General features: G+C 72.0%; 2 protein-coding genes and 1 pseudogene. 2 read left to right on the forward strand and 1 reads right to left on the reverse strand.

The window, feature by feature from the left end:
* Both AB0G02_RS36565 and AB0G02_RS36570 read left to right on the forward strand, forming a co-directional pair.
* Positions 1 to 201, forward strand: a pseudogene (locus AB0G02_RS36565) (hypothetical protein); the annotation flags it as partial.
* Positions 202 to 577: 376 nt separating this feature from the next.
* Positions 578 to 1,609 carry a LacI family DNA-binding transcriptional regulator gene (locus AB0G02_RS36570; RefSeq protein WP_360803980.1) on the forward strand — a complete coding sequence of 344 codons (1,032 nt, stop codon included), beginning with the start codon at positions 578 to 580 and terminating at the stop codon, positions 1,607 to 1,609.
* A gap of 128 nt (positions 1,610 to 1,737) precedes the next feature.
* On the opposite strand, the gene AB0G02_RS36575 is transcribed toward AB0G02_RS36570, so the two are convergent.
* A partial coding sequence (locus AB0G02_RS36575) for a cellulose binding domain-containing protein (protein WP_360803983.1) occupies positions 1,738 to 2,125 on the reverse strand: 388 nt, incomplete at its 5' end.

Raw genomic sequence — 2,125 nt, forward strand, 5'->3', positions numbered from 1 at the left:
GTCGGCCGCCGTCGGGTGGGCGGCCAGTGGCCGATGATCCTCAGCGGCGGCATCTCCGTGCTGGCCGGCGCGTCGTTCATCACGACGGCCTCCGGGGCGGACCCGTCCCTGTCCGCACTGGCCGGCTACGCGGTCCTCGGCGGCGTCTTCTTCCTCGTCTCGGCGCTGCGACTGGGCCGCACCGCCGACAAGGGCCTCTGAGGTCGGCACCCCGCCCTCGACCCGAGCCGGGCGGCACGATGTTAACGCTAACTACGGGAAGTTCGGTCCGGTCGGATCCACCCGCGCACTGCGGCTCGACGTTCGCCGCAGATCAGCGGCGTACATGGGAAACCAATGCTCCGCCCTGGTTTCGCCACTACGAACCCGCCTCTTGTGAGCGCCAACAACTGATGGGAGACTCGCACGACGCGACAGGTGCACTCCCGAAGGTGCTCACCCGCCGAAGGTGACGAGTCCGGTGTCACCGCCCGCACCACGCGCGATCCCGGTGATCGACGGAGTTCGGTCACCGCACCGGGACCGCCGGAGTCCCGTCCGAACCGCCCGCCGCCGACCGGAACCCATGACGCCGCCGATGAAACCCGCGCACAGCATCGCCATCACCCGGATAGCCGAACTGGCCGGGGTTTCCACGGCCACCGTCTCGAAGGTCTTCAACGGGCGCAGCGACGTCGCCGCCGAGACCCGGGCCGCGGTCGAGAAGATCATGCTCTCCCACGGCTACCAGCCGCGGACCCGGTTCGCCACGGCCCCGCTGCTGGAACTGATCCTGCACGAGCTGAACGGCCCGTACGCGATGGAGGTCATCCGGGGGGCCGAGCGCGCCGCCGACACCCACCGGATGGCCCTGGTCGTGTCGGACCTCGGCGGCAAGCACGTGCCCGACGGCAAGTGGATCGAGAACACGCTCTACCGCAGGTCCAGGTGCGTCGTCGCGGTGCTGTGCGGTCCCAGCGAGCACCAGCTGGCCCAGCTGACGGGCCGCGCCATCCCCGTGGTGATGGTGGACCCGCTCACCGAACCGGACCCCGTGATCCCGACGGTGCACGCCGCCAACCGGGACGGCGGCCTGGCCGCGACCCGGCACCTGCTGGAGCTGGGCCACCGGCGGATCGCGGTGATCACCGGACCGTCCGACGTGCTGTCCGGCCGGGCGCGGCTGGACGGCTACGTCGCGGCCCACGACGCTGCGGGCGTCCCGCTCGACCCCGCCCTGGTCCGCGAAGGCGACTACCAGGTGGAGGAGGGCCGGCGGCACGCGCTGGACCTGCTCGGCCTGCCCGAACCGCCGACCGCCGTCTTCGCCTGCAACGACGCCCAGGCGCTCGGCGTCTACCAGGCCGCGTACGACCGGGGGCTTCGAGTGCCCGACGACCTCAGCGTGGTCGGTTTCGACGACCTGCCGCTGGCGAAGTGGGTCACCCCCGGCCTCACCACGGTCCGCCAACCCCTGAGCGACATGGCCGCGGAGGCCGCCCTGATGGCGATCCGGATGGCGCACGGCGAATCCCCGGCGCAGCACCGGATCGTCCTGCCGACCCCGCTCGTCCACCGCGGGAGCACCGCGCCGCCGCGCCGAGGCACCGCCCCGACCGGTCGGCCCTGACGTCCGGTCGGAACCGGGGTCCGGACGAACCCGAGCTGTCGCCCGGCGTCGGGGCGCGCGCACGGCGGTTCCCCGTCCGGCGGAGGCGATGACCGGACGGGGAACCGTTGTCGGGGCTGGTTACGGTGTCAGGAGCACGCCGTGCCGTTCAAGGCGGGTGCCAGGAACGGCGGTGTGGTCCCGTTGTAGTTCGCGTTGTACCCGATGGTCGTCGTTCCACCGGTCGGCAGCGATCCGTTCCAGGACGCGTTCGTGACCCGGACCGCGTCTCCCGAGTCCGTCCACGTCCCGTTCCAGCCCTGCGTGACGGTCACGCCCGGCGCCGAGAAGGTGAAGGTCCAGCCGTTGAGGGCCGAACCCCGGTTCCCGATCACGATCTCGCCGGTGTACCCGCCCGTCCACTGGCTGACCACCCGGTGCGTCACCGTGCAGCCGCCGCCGGGGTTGCCGCCCGTGCTGGTCGTAGTGGTGGTGGTCGTGGTGGTGGTGGTGGTGATGGGTCCGGCGGCGTTGTCG

Source organism: Actinosynnema sp. NPDC023658, from assembly GCF_040639995.1.
Lineage (GTDB): Bacteria > Actinomycetota > Actinomycetes > Mycobacteriales > Pseudonocardiaceae > Actinosynnema.

What these genes read in the sequence shown, in the direction of transcription:
- AB0G02_RS36570 (WP_360803980.1), top strand. Translation starts at nt 578, where the DNA reads ATGAAACCCGCGCACAGCATCGCCATCACCCGGATAGCCGAACTGGCC.